Origin of the sequence: Acuticoccus mangrovi (assembly GCF_016411865.1) — a bacterium.
Lineage (GTDB): Bacteria > Pseudomonadota > Alphaproteobacteria > Rhizobiales > Amorphaceae > Acuticoccus > Acuticoccus mangrovi.
This window is the reverse complement of record NZ_JAEKJA010000026.1, coordinates 25750-46299: the sequence shown is the minus strand read 5'-3', so window position 1 is coordinate 46299 and position 20550 is coordinate 25750. Positions and strand designations below refer to the sequence as shown.

The window sequence follows — 20550 nt, the reverse complement described above, 5'->3', positions numbered from 1 at the left end:
CCGGTGACGCCGTCCACCCGGTGCTGCCGGCGGGTCGGTTAGCCGAAGATCTTGAGGAGCTCCGGCACGACGAAGATGAGGAAGGCCGCCACCGCGCCGCCCGTCAGGACGAAGGCGAAGAGCGCCAGAAGCCCGTCGCGCACCAGGAGGGCGAGCGCGAAGAGGGCGATGATCGAGGCGGTGATCGTCGCGGCGAACGGCAGCACCTCCGACGGCGGCATCGTCGCCGCGAGCAACGCGCAGATCGCCGTGATGACGGAGAAGGTGAAGCGGTTGATGAGCACGGTGAGCCGCGGCCGCACCCAACGGTCGACGACACGCACCAAGGGCCGCGTCCGCCGCAACGCCCACTCCAGCCGGCGGCGCGGCACCCGCACGTCGAGGATCGGTCGGGGCAGCCAGACCGTGTCCCGCCCCATCAGATACTGCACGCACACGAGGATGATGATGAGCGCCGCCGTCGACGGCGCGCCGGGGATCCCCGACAGCGGCGAGACCACGATCAGCGAGGGAAACAGCAGCATCGCGCCGTAGGAGCGGCGGCCGACGCGCTCCAGCATGTCGCCGATCGTCACCGTCTCGGCGGTTCCGGCGGCCGCAACGTCGCTGAGGAGCGCCTGAAGGCGACCTTCCGCGGTGGTCAACATATAGGTCTCGCTCGTCACGCTGGGGAAGGAACGGCGATCACGCCGCCCCGTTCCGCCACCCTCGACTGGCACGAGCGCCTGCCTTCCGCCATCCTGTCGCGTGCGGCATATCCACCCCGCACGGGCTGGCGGCAAAGTTGCTTGCACGCCGGGTGGCCGCTCGGCATCCGACACCTGCCGCCACCGGAAAGGATCCGCCATGACACCGGACAAGGATGCACCGCTTCGCGAAGATATCCGCCTGCTCGGCCGCCTCCTCGGCGACGTTGTGCGCCAGCAGGAGGGCGGCGAGATCTTCGCCGTCATCGAGCAGGTCCGCCAGACCGCCCTGCGCTTCCACCGCGACGAGGATCCGACCGCGCGCGAGGAGCTGAACCAGATGCTGACGGGGCTGTCGCGCCCCGGCGCGATCAGCACCATCCGCGCCTTCTCTTATTTCTCCCACCTCGCCAACATCGCCGAGGACCAGCATCACATCCGGCGCAATCGCGCCCACCGCATCGCCGCGTCCGAGCCTCGGCCGGGCAGCCTCGAATATGCGCTGCGCCGCTTCGATGCGAGCGGGCTCACCAAGGAGGACGTGCGCGCCGCCCTCGAGACCGCGCTGATCAGCCCCGTCCTCACCGCCCACCCCACCGAGGTGCGGCGCAAGTCCACCCTCGACCGCGAGCGCGAGATCGCCGCCGTGCTGTTCGAGCGCGACCGGGGCGGGCTGACGCCGGACGAGGTCGCCGACGGAGAGGAGACGCTGAAGCGCCTCATCCTCACCCTGTGGCAGACGAGCATCCTGCGGCGCAGCCGTCTCGGCGTCGGCGACGAGGTGACCAACGCCCTCGCCTACTACGACTACGTCTTCCTCGACGAGCTGCCCCGCCTCTACCACCACCTCGAGGACGTGCTGGGGCTCGGCTCGGGCGACCGCCTGCCCGCCTTCTTCCGCATGGGCTCCTGGATCGGCGGCGACCGCGACGGCCACCCCTTCGTCACCGCCGACGTGCTCGCCGACGCCACCCACCAGAACAGCGACAAGATCTTCTCGTACTATCTGCGTCAGGTGGACGTGCTCGCCAACGAGCTCTCCCTCGACGAACGTCTCGTCTCGGTCAGCAACGCCGTCTCGAGCCTCGCCCACGATGCCGACGACCGCTCCCCGCACCGCCTGGGCGAGCCCTATCGCCGTGCCCTCATCGGGATCGCCAACCGCCTCAACGCCACACGTCACCGCCTCGGCCAGTTGAACGGGGCGACGCCGACGGGCGAAGCCGCCCCCTACCCCGGGCCCGACGCCTTCCGCGGCGACCTCGCCGCCCTGCACGACTCGCTGACGGCGAACGGCTCCGCCCGCCTCGCCAACGGCCGGCTGCGTCAGCTTCGCCGCGCCGCCGACATCTTCGGCTTCCATCTCGCCACCCTCGATCTGCGCCAGAACTCCGACGTGCACGAGCGCGTGGTGGGCGAGCTTCTGGAGAAGGCCGGCGTCGTCGCCGACTATGCTGGCCTCGGCGAGGACGACCGCCTCGCCGTGCTCTCGGCCGAGCTGTCGACGCCACGCCTCCTCGCCTCGCCCTTCCTCACCTACAGCGAGGAGACCGACAAGGAGCTCGCGATCCTCCACCGCGCCGCCAGGGCCCGCGCCCTCTACGGTGAGGCGGTGATCGAGAACGCCATCATCTCCAAGGCCGACGCCGCCTCCGACGTCCTCGAGGTCGCCGTTCTCCTCAAAGAGGTCGGGCTGATGCGGCCGACCGACCGCACCCTCGCCCTCAACATCGTACCCCTGTTCGAGACCATCGCGGACCTGCGCGCCGGCCCCGCGATCATGGCGCGCCTCTTCGAGCTGCCCATCTACGGCCCCCTTCTCGACAGCCGCGGCCGCTGCCAGGAGGTGATGCTCGGCTACTCCGACAGCAACAAGGACGGCGGCTTCCTCACCTCCCGGTGGGAGGTGATCAAGGCCGAGCACGCCCTCGTGGAGGTGTTCGACCGGCACGGCGTACGGGTGCGCCTGTTCCACGGCCGCGGCGGTTCGGTGGGCCGCGGCGGCGGGCCGAGCTACGACGCGATCATCGCCCAGCCGCCGGGGGCGGTGGCTGGCGCCATCCGCATCACCGAGCAAGGCGAGGTGATCACCGGCAAATATTCCACCGCCGAGCTCGGCCAGCGCAACCTCGAGGCGATGACTGCCGCGACGCTCGAGGCGACGCTCCTGCCCGACGCCGGCGGCGCGATGCCGCCCGAATTCATGGCGGTGATGGACGACCTCTCCGAGCGCGCCTTCCGCGCCTACCGAGCGCTCGTCTACGAGACCGACCGCTTCGCCGACTATTTCTGGGAGGCGACGGTGATCGGCGAGATCGCCAACCTCAACATCGGCTCGCGCCCCGCCTCGCGGAAGAACTCGCGTGCCATCGAGGATCTGCGCGCCATCCCGTGGGTGTTCGGCTGGTCGCAATGCCGGCTGATGCTGCCCGGCTGGTACGGCTTCGGCACCGCCGTGGAGGGCTTCATCAAGGACCGCGGCGAAGAAGGCCTCGCCGCGCTCCACCGCATGGCGAACGAGTGGCCCTTCTTCCAGACGCTGCTGTCGAACCTCGACATGGTGCTGTCGAAGGCCGACATCGCCATCGCCTCGCGTTACGCCGAGCTCGTGACCGACAAGGCGCTGCGCGACGAGGTCTTCCCCAAGATGCGCCACGAGCTGGAGCGCACCATCAACATGCTGTTCGAGGTGACGGGCCAGCAGGAGCTGCTCGAGAGCAACCCCCACCTCGCCCGCTCGATCCGCAATCGCTTCCCCTATCTCGATCCCCTCAACCACCTCCAGATCGAGCTGTTGAAGCGCCATCGCGCCGGCGACACCGACGACCGCGTGATCCACGGCATCAACCTCACCATCAACGGCGTCGCCGCGGGCCTGCGCAACTCGGGCTGATCCGGCCTCCATCGGCGCCCGCCGGCCCGGGCTCGGCGGGCGCGCACCGCGGCGCCCCCCATCGCCATCGCCCGCTTCTGCGACATCCTTCCTATAGAGGTTTCCTATAATATTTCGCAAAATACTGATTGGACTTTAGGGATTGGCTGCCCCAAATCATTAGAACGCGAATTGGAGGAGTTCAACGATGGCAGATCGTCCCAAACTGACTACGACGGCCGGCGCGCCCTGGCCCAACAATCAGGACTCGATCTCAGCCGGCGAGCGTGGGCCGCTGCTGATGCAAGACTACCAGCTCATCGAGAAGCTGGCGCACCAGAACCGCGAGCGCATTCCCGAGCGCACCGTGCACGCCAAGGGCTGGGGTGCCCACGGCGTCCTCAAGATCACGGGCGACATTTCGAAGTACACTAAGGCCAAGTGCCTGCAGCCCGGCGCCGAGACGCCGATGCTCGCACGCTTCTCCACCGTCGCCGGCGAGCTCGGCGCCGCCGACCACGAGCGCGATGTCCGCGGCTTCGCCCTGAAGTTCTACACCGAAGATGGGAATTGGGACCTCGTGGGCAACAACACTCCGGTGTTCTTCGTCCGCGACCCGATCAAGTTCCCCGACTTCATCCACACCCAGAAGCGCCACCCGCGCACGCACATGCGCTCGCCGACGGCGATGTGGGACTTCTGGTCGCTATCGCCCGAATCGCTCCATCAGGTGACCATCCTGATGTCGGATCGCGGCCTGCCGATCTCGCCGATGCACATGAACGGCTACGGCTCTCACACCTATTCGTTCTGGAACGATGCCGGCGAGCGCTACTGGATCAAGTTCCACTTCAAGACCCAGCAGGGCCACAAGCACTACACCAACGCCGAGGCCGAAGAGATCGTGGGCAAGACCCGCGAGGGCTATCAGGAGGCGCTCTACAACACCATCGAGGGTGGCGACTTCCCGCGCTGGACGATGCAGGTCCAGATCATGCCCGAGGCCGACGCGGAGAAGACCGAGTACAACCCCTTCGACCTCACCAAGGTGTGGCCGCACGCGGACTATCCGCCCATCGAGGTCGGCTACTTCGAGCTGAACAAGAACCCCGAGAACTACTTCGCCGAGATCGAGAACGCCGCCTTCTCGCCGTCGAACGTGGTGCCGGGCATCTCCTGGTCGCCGGACAAGATGCTGCAGGCGCGCATCTTCTCCTACGCCGACGCCCACCGCCATCGCCTCGGCACCCACTACGAGTCGATCCCGGTGAACCGGCCCAAGTGCCCGGTGCACCACTACCACCGCGACGGCGAGATGAACGTCTATGGCGGGATCATCTCGGGCAACGAGAACGCCTACTACGAGCCGAACTCGTTCTCCGGCGCCGCCGAGGACCGCTCCGCCCAGGAGCCGCCGCTGCGCATCTCCGGCGACGCGACGCGCTACAATCATCGCACCTATGACGACTACAAGCAGGTGCGCGAGCTGTTCGTGAACGTGCTCGAGGACGACGAGAAGGTGCGCCTCTACGGCAACATCGCCGGCACCTGGGGCGACGTGCCCGAGGTGATCTGCGAACGGCAGCTCGCCGAGTTCAAGAAGGTCCATCCGGACTACGAGGCCGGCGTGCGCGCCGCCTGGGAGAAGATCAAGGCCGAGGGCGGCTACAAGCCCAACGCCGCCCCGGTAACCGACGCCACGCCGCAGATCACCCGCGGCGACGCCGCCGACGGCCGGCCGGTGACCGAAGCGGCCGAATAGTCCGCTCGAAGCGCAAACGCGGGGCCCCTCCGGCGGTCCCGCGTCGTTCTCTGCCAAGCCCGTCGGCAGCTCTCGGGCCGCCGACGGCGCGCCCGCTCGGCGGGCTCGTCAGCGCGGCCGTGCCGGACTTCCGACCATCGTCGCACCGGCCGGAACGTCCCGCGTCACCACCGCCCCGGCGCCGATGATGGCGTCGTCGCCGATGGTCACGCCCGGCACCACGATCGCCCCGCCGCCGAGCCACACGTTCGCGCCGATCGACACCGGGCGGCCATATTCGATGTCCTGGCGGCGCTCCACCGGGTCGCGGGGATGCTCCGGCGTCAGGATCTGCACCCCCGGCCCGATCCGCGTATAGGCGCCGATCGACACCGGGCACACGTCGAGAATGGTGCAGCCGAGATTGATGAACACGCCCTCCTCCAGCGTGATGAACGAGCCGTGGTCGACATAGAAGGGCGGACGCACCACCACGTCGTCGCCCACCGACGCCAGCCGCTCGGCGAGCACCACGCGGCGCTCCGCGCTCGTCGCCCCCATCATGGCGTTGAAGCGCATCATCCAGAGCCCCGCCTGCCGGCAGCTCTCCACCACCTCCGGGTCGCCCCCGCGATAGCGCTCGCCCGCCGCCATCTTCTGCAGCTCGCTCTTCTGCCCCACCTCCACCACTCCTAGCCCTGCAGCACCGGGGCGCATTCCTCCATCACCCAGCGACCGAACTCGCTCGAGGCGTCGGCCGGTGTCGCACAGAAGGCCGGCAGGTCGTAGGTATGGAGCTCGGCGATGGTGGCCTTCACCGCGCCGAGGCGCGCCCTCACCGTCTTCGCCGACAGGCGCCACTCGCTCTCGTTCTCCACCCCGCCCTCCCAGCGGAAGACGCTCGAGATCTCCATGATGTGCACGCACGCCGCCTCGCGCCGCTCCACCAGCGCGGCGGCGATCACTTCGGCAATCTCCCGCGTCGGCGTTGTCGTCTCGGCCACCATGATCTCGTCCACTCTAGCCACCAGGGCGCATCCTCATGTTGTCGGGCAGCCACGTGGCGAGCTCCGGCAGCGCGATGAGCACGAACACCATCGCCACCATGATGAGGAACATCGGTATCGCCGCCCGCGCGATGAACGTCATCTCGTGGTTGGTCATGCCCTGGAGCACGAAGAGGTTGAAGCCGATGGGCGGCGTGATCTGCGCCATTTCCACCACCACGACGATGAAGATGCCGAACCAGATGATGTCGATGCCGGCCTGGCGGATCATCGGCTCGACCACCGCCATCGTCAGCACCACCGAGGAGATGCCGTCGAGGAAGCAGCCGAGCACGATGTAGAAGACGAGAAGCACCATCAGAAGCTCGAAGCGCGAGAGGTGCATCTCGGCGATGAGGTTCGCGAGCCCCCGCGGCAGCCCGGTGAAGCCCATGGCGAGCGACAGGAAGGCGGCGCCGGCGAGGATCAGCGCGATCATCGCCGAGGTGCGCGTCGCCCCCATCAGCGAGGCCGAGAAGGTCGACCAGGTGAGCGAGCGCTGGGCCGCCGCGAGCACCAGCGCGCCGATCACCCCGAACGCCGCCGCCTCCGTCGCCGTCGCGTAGCCGAGATACATCGACCCGATGACCACCGCGATGAGGCAGATCACGGGGATCAGGAAGCGCGAGTTGGCGATGCGCTCGCGCAGGCTCATCGGCGGCTCGGGATCGGGCGCATAGCGGCGCGACACCTTGGCGTAGATGCCCACATAGGCCATGAACATCGCCGCCAGCACGAGCCCCGGAAACACCCCGGCCATGAACAGGCGCGAGATCGATTCGTTGATCGTCACGCCATAGACGATGAGCGTCAGCGACGGCGGGATCATCAGCCCCAGCGTCGCCGCGCCCGCGAGGGTGCCGATGATCATCCGCTCCGGATAGTTGCGCTTGCGCAGCTCCGGGATCGACATCTTGCCCACCGTGGTGAGCGTCGCGGCGGAGGAGCCGGACACGGCGGCGAAGATGGTGCAGCCCACGATGTTGGTGTGGATCAGCCCGCCCGGCAGCGAGCGCATCCACGGCGACAGGCCGCGGAACATGTCCTCCGACAATCGCGTGCGGTAGAGGATCTCCCCCATCCAGATGAAGAGCGGCAGCGCGGTCAGCGTCCACGACGAGGAGGCCGACCACACCGTCGTCAGCATGGTGTCGCCGACGGGCCGGGTGGTGAAGAGCTCCATCCCCACGAAGGCGACGCCGAGAAGGGCGAGCCCCACCCACACGCCGGTGCCCAAGAGCAGGAAGAGGATGAACAGGAAGAGCCCGATGACGGGAAGGTTTTCCATCTCTACTCCCCGTGGCTCTGCTCGACCACATTGTCGACGATGCGGTGGTGACCATCGGTGAAGAGGGCGAGGAGATGGTCGGTCAGCGCGAGGGCGAACACGAAGGCGCCGAACAGCATCGCCGACTGCGGGATCCACAGCGGCGTCGCGTCGGTGCCCTGGCTGACGTCGTTGAACTTCCACGACCAGTAGACGAAGCGCACGCCGTAGTAGACGAAATACCAGGCGAGCGCGGTGCCGATCGCGAAGCACCACACCTCCACCCAGCGCCGCGCCTTGGGCGGCACATTCACGAGCAGGATCGCGACGCGGATGTGGGCACCGCGGTTGAGCGCGTGGGCGAAGGCGAGGAACGAGGCGGCGGCCATCGCATAGCCCGCATAGTCGGGCGCGCCAGAGAACACCTCGCCCGTCCACCGCGCCACCATCTGGAGGACGATGAGGACGAGGATCGCGACGAGGCAGAGGGCGGCGAGGATGCCGCAGGCGAAATAGAGAGCGTCGAGGACGCCGCGGATCGTCTTCGTCATAGGGCTCCCGAGGTGCGCGGAGGGGGGCGGCGAACGGGCGGGCGCCCGTCCCGTCGTCGTCGCCGCGCCGTGGCGGCGCGGCCCCGGAGGGCCCGTCAGGGGCCGGCGCGGCCCGCCACCCGAAGGCCGGCGGACCGCGTTAGCCTCGCTCGATCTCGCCCTATTCGGCCTTGTAGGCGTCCACGATCGCCTGACCCGCGTCGCCGGCCTGCTCCAGCCACTCGGTGGTCATCGTGTCGCCGATCGCCTTCAGCTCGGCGGCGAGCTCGTCGGAGGGCGCCTCCACCGTCATGCCGTTCTTGGCGAGCTCACGCAGGGTGAAGTCGGTGTACTCCTTCGCCCGCCAGGTGCCGGCGTACTGGGCGAGGCCGGCGCAGCCCTCCATCACGCTCTTGTTGGCGTCCGACAGGCCGTCCCAGGCGTCCATGTTCACGAACACGTAGTTGCGCGGGATCCAGGCGTCGGCGGTGTAGAAGTGGGAGAGGCTCTCCCACACCTTGCGGTCGTAGCCGGTGGCGCCGGAGGAGATCATCGATTCGGCGACGCCGGTCGCGAACGCCTGGGAGATTTCCGCCGCCTCGATCTGCACCGGCAGCATGCCCGTCAGCTCGGCGAGGCGCGCCGTGGCGTTGGAGTAGGAGCGGAACTTCACGCCCTTCATGTCAGCCACCGAGGTGACGGGCTTGTTGAAGTAGAGCCCCTGCGGCGGCCAGGGCACCGAGTAGAGAAGGTGGAGGCCCTGGCTCGCGAGCAGCTCCGTCACCGGCTTCTCGGCGGCGGCCCACAGCTTGGCGTGATCGTCGAAGGAGGTGGCGAGGAACGGGATCGAATCGAAGCCGAACAGCGCGCTCTCGTTCTGGTGCGCCGACAGGAGGCGCTCGCCGATGTTGGCCTGCCCGGTCTGCACCGCCCGCTTGATCTGGTCGCCGGGATAGAGCGAGCCGGACGCGTGCACGACGATCTCGATGTCACCGCCGGTGCCCGTCGTCACGCACTTGGCGAACTCTTCCCCCACCTGCGAGTGGTAGTTCGATGCCGAATACGCCATCGGCATATCCCACTTGTCGGCAAAAGCGGCACTGGACCAGACGGTTGCAAGTGCGGTCGCCGCGACAATAGCGGTTTTGCTCATCCCGTAGTCTCCATTTGTTGTGCAAGCGAGGGTTTGCTCGAGGAAAAACGTGAAGGGGCGTACGGCGTGATGTCAATGTTGGGCGTACGTCCCATCACGAGCTGCGCAAGGAGGCGCCCCGTCTTCGGACCCGACGTCAGGCCGACGTGCTGGTGGCCGAAGCCGAGATAGGCGCCCTTCACCCCCGGCACCGGTCCGATGAGGGGGAGCGAATCGGTGGTCGCCGGCCGGTGGCCCATCCACTCGGTGGTGCCCTTCCAGGTGAGCGTCGGCATCGCCTTGCGGATGCCTTTTTCGAGGAGGGCGAAGGGCGCGCGCGAGGGCGGCGCGTCGAGCCCGCCGAACTCCACCACCCCGGCGATCCGCAGGCGCCCCTCCATGGGCGTCGCCACGAACTTGCCGGCGGGAAACATCGTCGGTGCCACCGGCATCGCCGACGGCTCCAGGAGCTCGATGTGGTAGCCGCGCTCGCTCTCAAGCGGCACCTTGATGCCGAGCGCCTCGGCGAGCGGTCCCGACCACACGCCCGTCGCCACCACCACCGCGTCCGCCGCGATCGTCTCCCCGTCCACCACCACGCCGATGACCGTGCCGGCCGCGCGGGCGACGTCCTGCGCGGTGCCGATGACGAGGCGGGCGCCGTTCGCCACCGCGTGGTCGGCGAGCGCCTTCACGTAGGCCCCGGGGTCCTTGATGTGGCCGTGCCCCGGCACGCGGGCGAGAAAGCTCACCTCCGGTCCGAGCAGCGGATCGTAGGCCGCCACCGCCGTCCCCTCGTCGATGACGGGCACGAAGCCGTGCGCGCGGCGCAGCTCCCAGGTGAAGGCGTCCCCCTCGAAGGCCGCCTTGTCGCGATAGGCGTAGGTGTAGTCCGACGGGGCGATGTAGCGCGCCGCGGGCGTTCCCTCCGCCACGGCCTGATGGTCCGCGAGGCTCTCGCCCACGAGGCCCACGAGCGCCGCCGCGATGCGCCGCGCGTCGTCGGCGTTGGCGTGCCGCAGATAGCGCACCAGCCAGGGCGCGAGCTTCGGCAGATAGCCCCACTTCAGGAACAGCGGCTCGTCGGGGCTGAACAGCATCTTCGGCGCCTTGCCGATGAGGCCGGGCGTCGTCACCGGGACGACCGAGCAGGAGGCGAGCACGCCGGCGTTGCCGTAGCTCGTGCCCTCCGCCGGGCCCACCCGGTCGATGAGGATCACCTCGGCTCCGTCGCGCTGCAGCCACAGCGCCGTCGAGACGCCGACGATGCCGGCGCCGATCACCGCGACCTTCATGCCGCCACCGTGGAGCGAAGGGCGTAGTGGGCGAGCTTGTCCTCGTCGGGCAGGATGCCGAGGCCGGGCCGGTCCGGCACCACCACGTGGCCGTCCTCCACCGGGAACGGCTCGGCGAGGATGTCCTCCCGCAGATAGTAGCGAGCCTGATAGAACTCGCAGCCCAGCGTGATCGCCGGTGCCGCGGCGATGGTATGGGCGCCCGCAAGGTGGGCGAGCCCGGTCTCGAACATATCCCCTCCGTAGGCGGTGAGCCCCGCGGCCTCCGCCATCTGCGCGATCGCGCAGGCCCGTCGCGGCCCGCCCGACTTCATGATCTTCACCGACACGCCGTCGCAGATCCCCTCGGCGACGGCCCGCGTCATGTCCTCCGGACCGAACACGCTCTCGTCGGCGAGAAGCGGCACGTCGATCGCATCGCGCAGCCGCGCCATCAGCGCGAACTGGTCGGCCCGCACGGGCTGCTCGATGAAGCTCGGCGCCAACTCGGCGACGTCGCGCACCCGCGCCATCGCCTCGCCGGGCGCGAGGCCCTGGTTGTAGTCCACCCGCACGTCGAGATCGCCGTGGTCGGCGGCGAGCCGCTCGAGCCGCATCATGTCGAACCGATGATCCTTGACGCCCGCTTTCAACTTCACGATCCCGATGCCGTCCGCCTTCAGACGCTCCACCAGAGCAAGGTCCGCGCCAAAATCGGGATCGGCGAGCGAGCAGGATAGCGGGATGCGCTCGCGGCACCGTCCGCCGAGGAGCGCCCACACCGGCACCCCCGCCGTCCGCCCGGCAAGGTCGAGGAGCGCGGTCTCGAGGGCGGCCTTGGCGTCCGTCGCGAAGGCGACCATGCGGCGCGCCCGCTCCATCACCGCGGCAATGTCGCCCACGGCGGCACCGAGCACGGCGGGGCGCATATAGCGATCGAGGGCGGCATAGGCGGCCTCGGGCGTGCCGGTGAACACCGACCAGGGCGAAGCCTCGCCCCAACCGACGCGCCCGCCCTCGGCGGTGAGGCGCACCACGATCACCTCCACCGATCCCGCCACCGAGCCGATGCCGTGATCGCGCCGCGACACGACGGGAAGCGCCAGATGCCACAGATCGAGCGCGACGATGCGCTCCGAAAGGCTCACGCAATCCACTCCGACACCGGAGCGGCGGCCTCGTGAAGCGGCTGCGAGATCACGTCGACGAGGCTCGGTCCGTCGTGGGCGAGCGCGGCCGACAGCGTCGCCTCCAGAGTGTCGGGATCCTCCACACGGAACGCCTTGACCCCGAAGGCGGCGGCGACGGCGGCGTGATCGGTGCGGCCGAAGTCCACATTGTAGAAGCGCTGGCCGAAGCCGGCATTCTGCCCCGCCTTGATCCAGCCGAAGGTGGCGTTGGAGAAGACGATGGAGGTGATCGGCATCCGGTGGCGCACCATCGTCTCGAACTCGCCGCAGGCGAAGCCGAAGGAGCCGTCGCCCATCAGCGCCACGGTCTTCACGTGGGGCCGCCCGGTGTGGGCGCCCATCGCGGCGGCGAGCGCGTAGCCGAGCGCACCGTGGGCGCGGTTGGTGATGAAGTGCCGCCCGCTGGTGCGCCACCGATAGTGGGCCGAGACGTAGGGACAGGGGGTGCCGGGATCGGCGACGATGACGGCGTCGTCGTCGAGCCGGTCCATCAGCGCCTTCACGACGCGCTCGGGCCGGACCGGACGCTCTCGGCTCGTCGCGAGCGGCGCGAAGGCGGCGAGCTTGCCCGCCCAGGCCGCCGCGGCGCGCGCGGCCCCGTCCTGCCCGCGGGAGGTGCGCCGCGCCAGCGCCTCGGCGAGGGCGGCGAGCGCCAGGCGCGCGTCGGCGGCGATCGCCACCTCGGTGCGATAGTTGGCGCCGATCACCATCGGGTCGCTGTCGATGTGGAGGATGGTGCGCTCGTGCCCCGGCGAGCGCCAGCGCTCCGTCGTGACCGACCCCGCCCGGCAGCCGACGAAGAGCACCACGTCGGCCTCGTCCACCACGGCGCGGGTGGACGGCACGCCGCCGTTGGAGCCGACGACGCCGACGGCGAGCGGATCGGTCTCCGCGATCGCCCCCTGCCCTGAGACGGTGGTGGCGACGGGACAGTCGAGCGCCCGCGCCACCGCCGAGAGCTCGGCGAAGGCGCCGGCGATCACCGGTCCGCCGCCGCAGACGATGACCGCCCGCTTCGCCGCCGCGAGCCGATCGGCCGCCGCCTCGATGGCGGCGGGGTCCGGGCCCGTCGGCTCGGCCGGAAACACGGTGTGGCGCGTGTCGGCCCAGATCTCCGTCGGATCGACGAACCCCTTCTGCGTATCGAAGGGAAAGGCGAGATGGGCGGCCCCCGGCCGGCCCGTGGTCATCGCCCGAAACGCGGCCCGCACCATGGCGGGCAGCCGCGCCGGCTGATCGAGCGAGGCGTTCCACTTGGTGAGCGGGCGGAAGAGCGCCGGCTGATCGAGCTCGGTCAGCGGATATTTGCCGCGCGAGGTGGTGGCGACGTCGGTGGTGATGGCGAGGACGGGGATCGAGCTCTCGCTCGCCTCCACCACGCCGGGCAGGATGTAGGTCGCCCCGCCGCCCGAGGGCCCCTCGCACACGCCGGGCCGCCCGGTCACGCGGGCGTAGCCGTCGGCCATATAGGCGGCGTGGCGCTCGTCGCGCGTCAGGGTGTGGGCGATGTCGTGGTCGAGCCGGGCGAGCGCATCGTAGAACGGCAAGGTGGTGTCGCCGCACAGCCCGAAGATGTGACGCACCCCGTGCGCCTCCAGCATCCGCACCATCGCCTCGGCCCCGGTCAGCTGGTTGGTCGCAACATCCATAACGGGGCCTTCCGTCGTCTGCGCACGATCCTGTAGACAGGAAAGCGCGCGTCATGCCCTGTCAAGGAGCCTGCCTTGCCCGCCTCTTCCGATCTCTGCGTCCGCGGGGTCCGTCATCGTCCGACCCGAGCCGCCGCCGCACGCGGCGCTGCGCGGGGGCGGCGATGACCGTCGTCACCGGCGGCAAGTCGGTCTATGGCGCCACCCTCGGCATCCTGATGCTCGAGGCGCGCTTTCCGCGCATCCCGGGCGACATGGGCAACGCCCTCACCTTCCCCTTCCCGGTGCAGTATCGCGTGGTGCGCGAGGCCTCGCCGGACCGCGTGGTGCGCCATCGCGGCGAAGGGCTGCTCGAGGCCTTCGTCGCCGCGGCCCGCGATCTCGCCGCCCACGGCGTCGACGGCATCACCACCAACTGCGGCTTCCTCTCCCTCTTCCAGGAGGAGCTCGCCGCCGCCGTCGCGCTCCCCGTCGCCACCTCCTCTCTGATGCAGGTGGCGATGGTGAACCGCACCCTGCCGCCGGGTCGGCGGGCCGGCGTCCTCACGATCTCCGCCTCCACCCTCACCCCGGAGCATCTCGAAAAGGCCGGGGTGCCGGCCGACACCCCCATCGGCACCACCGAAGGCGGGCAGGAGTTCACCGCCGCGATCCTCGACAACCGCCTGACGCTCGACGTCGACAAGGCGCGGGCCGACAACGTCGCCGCCGCCCGCGATCTCTGCGCCGCCCATCCGGACATCGGCGCCATCGTGCTCGAATGCACGAACATGACACCCTACGCCGCCGACATCCGCGCCGCGACCGGCATGCCCGTCTATTCGATCCTCAACTTCGTCACCTGGTTTCAGGCGAGTCTGTCGCCACAGGTGTTTTAGGCGCAGCGCTGTGCCACAAGACCCGCTCAGGGAGCGAGGCGGACCATGAGAGACTTCACCAAAAGCCGCATCATCGAATGGGGCGAATGCGATGCCGCCGGCATCGTCTATTATCCGCACTACTACATGTGGATGGACAACCACTTCCACGCCTTCGGCCGGTCGCTCGGCGTCGACCAGAGGATGCTGAAGGAGGCCTACGGCCTGCTCGGCACGCCGCTCGTCGACACCGGATGCCGCTTCCGCGCCCCGGCGACGTATGGCGACGAGCTTCAGGTCACCCTCGTGCTCGCCGCCATCGGCACCTCCAGCCTCAACCTCCACTACCGCTTCGCCCGGGGCGACACGGTCACCGCCGAGGGTCGCGAGACGCGCGTGTTCGTGCGCTCGGAGGGCGAGGGCATCGTGACGGCGCCGATCCCGGAGGACGTGCGCGCCGCCTTCACCCCCTACCTCGCTCCAGTGGAGGCGTAGGACCACGCCTCCCCCAACGAGGCCGTCGGGCGCGTCCAACTCACGGAGCCGCGTGGCGCCGCGCCCCGTCCTCCCGGAGAACGGGGTGCGGCGCGCCCGCCCTCAGGGGAAGAGGGCGAGCTGTTGCAGGCCGGTGGTCTCCGGCAGGGCGCACATCACGTTCATGTTCTGCACCGCCTGGCCCGACGCCCCCTTCACGAGGTTGTCGAGGGTGGAGATCACGATGGTTTTGCCGGCGCGCCGATCCGGCACCACGCCGATGCGGGTGAAGTTCGACCCCCGCACGTGGCGCGACTGGGGCACCTCGCCGAACGGCAGCACCGTCACGAAGGGTTCCTCGGCATAGGTGTCGGCGAGGATGGTGTGGAGGCGCATCGGATCGCCGTCGGCGTAGATTGTGGCGTAGATCCCCCGGTTCATCGGCACGAGATGCGGCGTGAAGGTGGGCGTCACCGGCCGACCGGCCGCGATGGACAGCTCCTGATCGAGCTCGGCAGTGTGGCGGTGCTTGCCGACGCTGTAGGCATGGAAGCCTTCCGACACCTCCGAGAACAGCATTCCCATCTTCGCCGCCCGGCCGGCGCCCGTCATGCCCGACTTGGCGTCGATCACGATGCGCTCGACGTCGATCGCCTGCGCCGCCACCAGCGGCACCAGCGCCAGGAGCACGGTGGTGGTGTAGCAGCCCGGATTGCCGGTGAGGCGCGCCTTGGCGATCGCCGCCCGGTGCACCTCCACGAGCCCGTAGACCGCCTCCGACTGAAGCTCGGGCGCCAGATGCTTGTGGCCGTACCAGGCGGCATAGTCCTTCGGATCGGCGAGGCGGAAGTCGGCGGAGAGGTCCACCACCTTGAGGCTCGGCTTCGCCTCGAGCGCCGCCTTCAGCGCGGTCTGGGTGGTGCCGTGCGGCAGCGCGCAGAACAGGACGTCGATCGGGTCGAGGTCGAGCTCCTTGAGGGTCTGCAGCATCGGCAGGTCGAGGGCGGAGAATTGCGGGAACACGTCGGCCATCGGTCGACCGGCGTTGCTCTCGGCCGACAGCGCCGTGATGCGCACCGCGGGGTGCAGCGTGAGCAGGCGGATCAGCTCGGCGCCGGTGTAGCCCGAAGCACCGTAGATGGCGACGTTGAGGGTATCCATGAGTGTTCCTCGCCGAAAAAAACGAAAAAGCCCGGCGCGAGGCGCGCCGGGCTCGAAAGCGTGAAGCGACCGGTCGGCCTGTTAGCGCTTGGAGAACTGGAACGAGCGACGGGCCTTGCGGCGACCGTACTTCTTGCGCTCCACGACGCGGCTGTCGCGCGTCAGGAAGCCCACGCGCTTCAGGATCGAGCGCAGCTCCGGCTCGTAGTGGGTGAGCGCCTTGGAGATGCCGTGACGCACCGCGCCCGCCTGGCCGGAGAGGCCGCCGCCGGACACCGTGGCGATCACGTCGAACTGGCCCTCGCGCTGGGCGACGAGCATCGGCTGGCGAATCACCATCTGCAGCACCGGACGGGCGAAATATTCCTCGTACGGCTTCTTGTTGACGATGATGCGGCCGGCGCCGGGCTTCACCCACACGCGGGCGACGGCGTCCTTGCGCTTGCCGGTGGCGTAGGCGCGGCCGTAGGCGTCGAGCTTCTGAACGTGAACGGGGCCGGTCTCGACCTCGCCGGCGCCCTCGCCCATGGCGGCGCCGAGATCCTCGAGGGACTGAACGGTATCGGTCACTGGACCCTCACATTCTTCTTGTTCTGCGCGGCGACGTCGATCGCGACGGGCTGCTGCGCCTCATGGGGATGCTCGGGGCCGGCGTAGATGCGCAGATTCTTCATCTGCTGGCGGCCGAGCGGGCCACGCGGCATCATCCGCTTCACCGCGGCCTCGATCACCCGCTCCGGGAAACGGCCTTCGAGAATCTGCTTGGCCGAGCGCTCCTTGATGCCGCCCGGAAAGCCGGTGTGCTTGTAGTACATCTGCTGCTCGTACTTGCGACCGGTGAAGATCACTTTCTCAGCATTGATGACGATGACGTTGTCGCCGCAATCGACGTGCGGCGTGAAGATCGGCAGGTGCTTGCCGCGAAGCCGCAAAGCGATCTGAGCGGCGAGACGACCGACCACGAGGTCGGTGGCGTCGATCACGACCCACTGCTTCTCGACTTCCGCAGGCTTTGCGGAAAACGTAGACATGGTTTCTTCCACGAAAGGAGTGTCGTGCTGCGTCGGCTGCAGCGTGGCGCGGATATGAGGGTTTCCCACACACCCGTCAAGTGATTTTTGTTATCCGATAAATATCAATGCCTTACGTCAAAGGTATCAGAATACCACCCGACTAACTCTCTGGCATTGCATAGGTCATCGTGGTGTGGGCGAGCACCTTGCCGTCGGGGTCCATCGCCTCGGCGAGAATCACCGAGAGCCGCCGGCCGGGCTTGATCACCCGCGCCTCCTGCTGGATCGGCGCCGCCGCCGACGCGCCGCGCATGAAGGAGACGTTGAGGTTGGTGGTCACCGCCATCTTGGCGTTGGCGCCGAGCGAGAGGAGCGCGGCATAGCCCGCCGCGTCCGCGAGCATCATCAGGGTGGGCCCCGAGACGATGCCGCCCGGGCGCTGATGCCGCCATCCGGGCCGCAGCGACATGCGGGCGAAGCCCCCCTCCGCCGCGCTCACCACGATGTCCTCCTCGATGAAGACCTGCGGAAACTCGGCCCGCAGATAGTCCCTGATCTCGTCGAGCGTCACGCCCGCCCCTCCCCGCTCCCGACCACCTCGTCGCCCCCGATTGACGCGGGCGAGCGTTGGGAGTTTCTTCGCCTCATGGACATGCCGCCCACCCCCGACGTCGCCGCCCCCGTGATCGTGGAAGACCACGGCCGCGTGCGCCGCATCGTGCTGAACCGCGGGGCGGGGCGCAATCTCCTCACCCACGAGATGATGGCCGCGCTCACCGACGCGCTCGACGCGCCCGAGGCCGCCGTCGTCGTCATCGCCGCGGACGGGCCCGCCTTCTGCGCCGGCCACGACATGAAGGCGATGGCCGCCCATCACGACGACGCCGACGGCGGACGGGACTATTTCGTCGCCCTCTTCGAAGAGTGCTCGGCGCTGATGCGGAAGATCGCGACGCTGCCGCAGCCCGTCATCGCCGAGGTGCATGCCGTGGCGGTCGCGGCCGGCTGCCAGCTCGTCGCCGCCTGCGACCTCGCCGTGTGCGCCGACACCGCCCGCTTCGGCACCACCGGCGTCACCTTCGGCCTCTACTGCACCACCCCCGCCGTGCCGCTGACGCGCACCGTCGCGCCCAAGCACGCCGCCGAGCTCCTCATGACCGGCGACGTGGTGGGGGCCCAGCACGCCCTGCGCATCGGCCTCGTCAACCGCATCGTCCACGCCGCCGAGCTGACGCGCGAGACGATGGCCCTCGCCGCCCACATCGCCACCAAGTCGGCCGCCGTGCTCGCCCTCGGCAAGCGCGCCGTCGCCGAGCAGGGCGGCCGCCCCCTCGCCGAGGCCTACGCCTGCGCCAGCGCCGCCATGGTCGACAATCTCCTCCTCGCCGACGGTCGCGAAGGCCTCGCCGCCTTCGCCGAGAAGCGGCCCGCCGACTGGCAGGACCGCTGAGCCCCATGAACCACGATCACTACGACGACGACCTCATCGAGGAGATCCTCTCCTCCGTGCGCACCATCGCGATGGTGGGCGCCTCGGCGAACACCACGCGCCCGTCGTCCTTCGTGCTGCGCTACCTCACGGAGAAGGGCTTCACCGTGTTTCCGATCAACCCCGGCCACGCCGGCGGGACGATCGGCGGCCGCCCCGTCTTCGCCCGCCTCGCCGACGTGCCGGAGCCGATCGACATGGTCGACGTCTTCCGCGCCTCCGACGCGGTGCCCGGCGTGATCGAGGAAGCCCTTGCCCTCGACCCGCTGCCCAAGGTGATCTGGCTGCAGCTCGGCATCCGCAACGACGAGGCCGCCGCCCGCGCCGAGGCGAAGGGCATCACGGTGATCCAGAACCGCTGCCCGAAGATCGAGTATGGCCGCCTCTCCGGCGAGATCGGCTGGGCCGGCGTCAACTCGCGCCGCATCTCGGCGCGCCGGCCGGAGCGGCGCAAGGGCTTTCAGCGCCTCGGCCTCTCGCCCCGCGGCAAGAGCGAATAGGCGCCGCCACGCGGATCGGTGCCCCTGAGCGGATCGGTGCCCCGGAGGTCTCTCAGCCCGCGTCCCGGCTGCCGGCCGTGCGCAGCGCCACGAGACGGCGCTCCACCTCGTAGGGATCCATCGCGAGGGCGTGGAGGTCCACCCGCACCTCGTCGCGCCGGACGTGGACGGGGCGCGCCATGACGCGCCGCAGAAGCGGCACCCGATCGGGCTGCGACACCGCCTCGGCGAGCGGCCGGTCCGGCGTCACGATCAGCGTCGCGAGCGGGATCGAGCGCAGCACGCGGTGCTCCACCCGCATCTTCGCCACCCGTGCCCACGGGATCACGCCGACACGGGCAATGAAGATCCCCTCCGCATTCCCCCCCACCTGCGGCGACTTCATGTCCACCGTCGGCGAGAAGTAGAAGGCCGAGCCGGTGCCGACGAGGCTCGCGAGGAGATAGAGCGGCTCCACCCGCACCACCATCGCGAGCACGCCGATCAGGGTGAGCGCCCCGCCGCCATAGACCATCATGTCGCCGGCATGGGGCTTGTAGCCGGTGGCGAAGCCGCTCGGCTTGCCGGTGCGCGGCGTTGGCGTCGCGTCCATCAGCACCCCGTCTGTCCTCGGTGACGCAGGAAATGGTCGGCGAGCACGATCGCCATCATCGCCTCCCCCACCGGCACGGCACGAATGCCCACGCACGGATCGTGACGCCCGGTGGTCGAAACGTCCACCTCCTCCCCGCCGCGCGTCACCGAGCGGCGCGGGGTGCGGATCGACGAGGTAGGCTTCACCGCGAAGCGCACCACCACCGGCGCGCCGGAGGAGATGCCGCCGAGCACGCCCCCAGCGTGGTTGCTGACGAAGACTGGCCCGTCCGGGCCCGCGCGCATCTCGTCGGCGTTCTCTTCGCCGGTGAGGCGGGCGGCGGCGAACCCGTCGCCGATCTCCACCCCCTTCACCGCATTGATCGACATCATCGCGCTCGCAAGGTCCTGGTCGAGCTTGCCGTAGAGCGGCGCCCCCCAGCCGACGGGCACGCCCTCGGCGACGACCTCCACGACGGCGCCGAGCGAGGAGCCCGCCTTGCGCGCCGCGTCGAGCCGGTCGGCCCAGCGCGCCGCGGCCGCCGCGTCCGGAGCGAAGAAGTCGTTGTCGTCGACGATCGAGAAGTCGCGACCCTCGGCGCGGTCCCCGCCCATCTCCACCAGCGCGCCGCGGATAGTCACCCCCGAGAGCACCTCTCGCGCGACCGCGCCGGCGGCGACGCGAACCGCCGTCTCGCGGGCCGAGGAGCGGCCGCCGCCGCGATAGTCGCGCAGCCCATATTTGGCGTCGTAGGTGTAGTCGGCATGGCCGGGGCGGTAGCGGTCGGCGATGTTGGAGTAGTCCTTGGAGCGCTGGTCCACGTTCTCGATCACCAGCGCGATGGGGGTGCCGGTGGTCACGAGCCCGTCCCCCTCCTCCATCACGCCGGAGACGACGCGCACCGCGTCGGGCTCGCGGCGCTGAGTGGTGTGGCGGCTGCGGCCCGGTCGGCGCCGATCCATCTCGGCCTGGATCGCGGCGAGCGACAGGCGAATGCCCGGCGGACAGCCGTCCACCACGCCGCCGATCATCGGCCCGTGGCTTTCGCCAAAGGTCGTCACGCGGAAGAGCTGGCCGAACGTGTTGTAGGACATC

At 69.5% G+C, this 20550-nt stretch carries 21 protein-coding genes; 6 read left to right on the top strand and 15 right to left on the bottom strand.

The genetic code is table 11. The features are described 5' to 3' along the window. Positions 1–38: 38 nt before the first annotated feature. Positions 39–647 carry an exopolysaccharide biosynthesis protein gene (locus JCR33_RS21640; RefSeq protein WP_198884218.1) on the bottom strand — a complete coding sequence of 203 codons (609 nt, stop codon included), beginning with the start codon at positions 645–647 and terminating at the stop codon, positions 39–41. A 199-nt stretch (positions 648–846) separates the two neighbouring features. On the opposite strand from JCR33_RS21640, the gene ppc reads away from it, so the two are divergent. Next, complete coding sequence (gene ppc / locus JCR33_RS21635; RefSeq protein WP_198884217.1) at positions 847–3579, top strand: phosphoenolpyruvate carboxylase; 2733 nt, start codon at positions 847–849, stop codon at positions 3577–3579. 187 nt (positions 3580–3766) lie between these two features. After that, positions 3767–5320 carry a catalase gene (locus tag JCR33_RS21630; RefSeq protein ID WP_198884216.1) on the top strand — a complete coding sequence of 518 codons (1554 nt, stop codon included), beginning with the start codon at positions 3767–3769 and terminating at the stop codon, positions 5318–5320. A gap of 108 nt (positions 5321–5428) precedes the next feature. On the opposite strand, the gene JCR33_RS21625 is transcribed toward JCR33_RS21630, so the two are convergent. From JCR33_RS21625 to JCR33_RS21590, 8 genes are all read right to left on the bottom strand, one after another. Then, positions 5429–6016 (bottom strand): sugar O-acetyltransferase, encoded by a 588-nt coding sequence (locus tag JCR33_RS21625; protein WP_198884215.1) that lies wholly within the window; start codon positions 6014–6016, stop codon positions 5429–5431. Next, positions 5992–6327, bottom strand: coding sequence for a divalent-cation tolerance protein CutA (gene cutA / locus JCR33_RS21620; RefSeq protein WP_198884214.1), 336 nt, complete (start codon positions 6325–6327; stop codon positions 5992–5994). Before cutA ends, JCR33_RS21625 begins: the two co-directional genes overlap by 25 nt. Continuing rightward, the gene (locus tag JCR33_RS21615) at positions 6320–7633 is read right to left on the bottom strand and encodes a TRAP transporter large permease (RefSeq protein WP_198884213.1); all 1314 of its coding nucleotides are present in this window, start codon (positions 7631–7633) and stop codon (positions 6320–6322) included. Before JCR33_RS21615 ends, cutA begins: the two co-directional genes overlap by 8 nt. A 2-nt stretch (positions 7634–7635) precedes the next feature. Beyond that, positions 7636–8163, bottom strand: coding sequence for a TRAP transporter small permease (locus JCR33_RS21610; RefSeq protein WP_198884212.1), 528 nt, complete (start codon positions 8161–8163; stop codon positions 7636–7638). 160 nt (positions 8164–8323) lie between these two features. Continuing rightward, the gene (locus JCR33_RS21605) at positions 8324–9211 is read right to left on the bottom strand and encodes a TRAP transporter substrate-binding protein (RefSeq protein WP_232372750.1); all 888 of its coding nucleotides are present in this window, start codon (positions 9209–9211) and stop codon (positions 8324–8326) included. Between the two features lie 80 nt (positions 9212–9291). After that, entirely contained in the window at positions 9292–10569 is a 1278-nt protein-coding gene (locus JCR33_RS21600; RefSeq protein WP_198884210.1) for an NAD(P)/FAD-dependent oxidoreductase, read from the bottom strand. Then, positions 10566–11696 carry an enolase C-terminal domain-like protein gene (locus JCR33_RS21595; RefSeq protein ID WP_198884209.1) on the bottom strand — a complete coding sequence of 377 codons (1131 nt, stop codon included), beginning with the start codon at positions 11694–11696 and terminating at the stop codon, positions 10566–10568. Before JCR33_RS21595 ends, JCR33_RS21600 begins: the two co-directional genes overlap by 4 nt. Then, positions 11693–13387 (bottom strand): thiamine pyrophosphate-binding protein, encoded by a 1695-nt coding sequence (locus JCR33_RS21590; protein ID WP_232372749.1) that lies wholly within the window; start codon positions 13385–13387, stop codon positions 11693–11695. Before JCR33_RS21590 ends, JCR33_RS21595 begins: the two co-directional genes overlap by 4 nt. A 164-nt stretch (positions 13388–13551) precedes the next feature. On the opposite strand from JCR33_RS21590, the gene JCR33_RS21585 reads away from it, so the two are divergent. Further along, positions 13552–14265, top strand: a complete 714-nt coding sequence (locus tag JCR33_RS21585; protein ID WP_198884208.1) for an aspartate/glutamate racemase family protein — start codon at positions 13552–13554, stop codon at positions 14263–14265. Between the two features lie 45 nt (positions 14266–14310). Continuing rightward, positions 14311–14739, top strand: a complete 429-nt coding sequence (locus JCR33_RS21580) for an acyl-CoA thioesterase (RefSeq protein WP_198884207.1) — start codon at positions 14311–14313, stop codon at positions 14737–14739. A gap of 102 nt (positions 14740–14841) precedes the next feature. On the opposite strand, the gene argC is transcribed toward JCR33_RS21580, so the two are convergent. The 4 genes from argC to JCR33_RS21560 form a co-directional block, all read right to left on the bottom strand. Beyond that, entirely contained in the window at positions 14842–15879 is a 1038-nt protein-coding gene (gene argC, locus JCR33_RS21575; RefSeq protein ID WP_198884206.1) for an N-acetyl-gamma-glutamyl-phosphate reductase, read from the bottom strand. 81 nt (positions 15880–15960) lie between these two features. After that, positions 15961–16407: a 30S ribosomal protein S9 gene (gene rpsI, locus JCR33_RS21570; protein ID WP_198884286.1), complete on the bottom strand. Its 447-nt coding sequence runs from the start codon at positions 16405–16407 to the stop codon at positions 15961–15963. Between the two features lie 38 nt (positions 16408–16445). Further along, positions 16446–16910, bottom strand: coding sequence for a 50S ribosomal protein L13 (gene rplM, locus JCR33_RS21565; protein WP_198884205.1), 465 nt, complete (start codon positions 16908–16910; stop codon positions 16446–16448). A gap of 142 nt (positions 16911–17052) precedes the next feature. Further along, positions 17053–17463: a PaaI family thioesterase gene (locus JCR33_RS21560; RefSeq protein ID WP_198884204.1), complete on the bottom strand. Its 411-nt coding sequence runs from the start codon at positions 17461–17463 to the stop codon at positions 17053–17055. Between the two features lie 75 nt (positions 17464–17538). Between JCR33_RS21560 and JCR33_RS21555 the strand changes: the two genes are divergently transcribed. Together JCR33_RS21555 and JCR33_RS21550 are read left to right on the top strand one after the other, a co-directional pair. Continuing rightward, the gene (locus tag JCR33_RS21555; protein WP_211110496.1) at positions 17539–18342 is read left to right on the top strand and encodes an enoyl-CoA hydratase-related protein; all 804 of its coding nucleotides are present in this window, start codon (positions 17539–17541) and stop codon (positions 18340–18342) included. Positions 18343–18347: 5 nt separating this feature from the next. Continuing rightward, complete coding sequence (locus JCR33_RS21550; protein WP_198884203.1) at positions 18348–18881, top strand: CoA-binding protein; 534 nt, start codon at positions 18348–18350, stop codon at positions 18879–18881. Between the two features lie 52 nt (positions 18882–18933). Here the strand turns inward: JCR33_RS21550 and JCR33_RS21545 are convergent, their stop codons facing one another. Both JCR33_RS21545 and aroC read right to left on the bottom strand, forming a co-directional pair. After that, a complete protein-coding gene (locus JCR33_RS21545; RefSeq protein WP_198884202.1) occupies positions 18934–19473 on the bottom strand; it encodes a hypothetical protein in 540 nt (179 codons plus the stop codon). After that, positions 19473–20549 (bottom strand): chorismate synthase, encoded by a 1077-nt coding sequence (gene aroC, locus JCR33_RS21540; RefSeq protein WP_198884201.1) that lies wholly within the window; start codon positions 20547–20549, stop codon positions 19473–19475. Before aroC ends, JCR33_RS21545 begins: the two co-directional genes overlap by 1 nt. Position 20550: the final 1 nt, after the last annotated feature.